The 392-nt window shown below is 28.8% G+C and carries 1 protein-coding gene; it reads right to left on the reverse strand.

Annotation, left to right across the window (positions count from 1 at the left end):
* Positions 1-193 precede the first annotated feature (193 nt).
* On the reverse strand, positions 194-392 hold a 199-nt coding region (locus GOQ16_RS18560; protein WP_204987525.1), incomplete at its 5' end, for a hypothetical protein.

Raw genomic sequence — 392 nt, forward strand, 5'->3', positions numbered from 1 at the left:
AAACTTCGAAGCAACTGCTTGGATTTAAAGGAGTAATTTTCAGTGTTCAATTCTTTCCATTCTTCTCTAATCTCTATGTAAGTATATGTTTATTGTACTTCATGTAACCATTTGTTTTTTGTTTCTATGAATTCTGCTTTTCAATTTTTTGTTCTCTTGAATTAATCATCATTTTTCTTAAATTTTTAATTGATTATTGTGTTTCATTTAGGTTTACATAAACGAGCCGAGCCATGGTATTAATTTTGTTCAAAGATAGCTTCGAGACCATGGTCAATTCTGGCTTCTGAGATAATTTTGTAAGAACTATACTATTGGAATTTACTTTTGTTACTTCAGAAATTATTCGGTTCTTAAATTTGTCGTAAAATCTTAAGTTAAAGGCGTAAGAG

The sequence above is a fragment of the Sphingobacterium bovisgrunnientis genome (assembly GCF_009829085.1).
GTDB classification, from domain to species: Bacteria; Bacteroidota; Bacteroidia; order Sphingobacteriales; family Sphingobacteriaceae; genus Sphingobacterium; species Sphingobacterium bovisgrunnientis.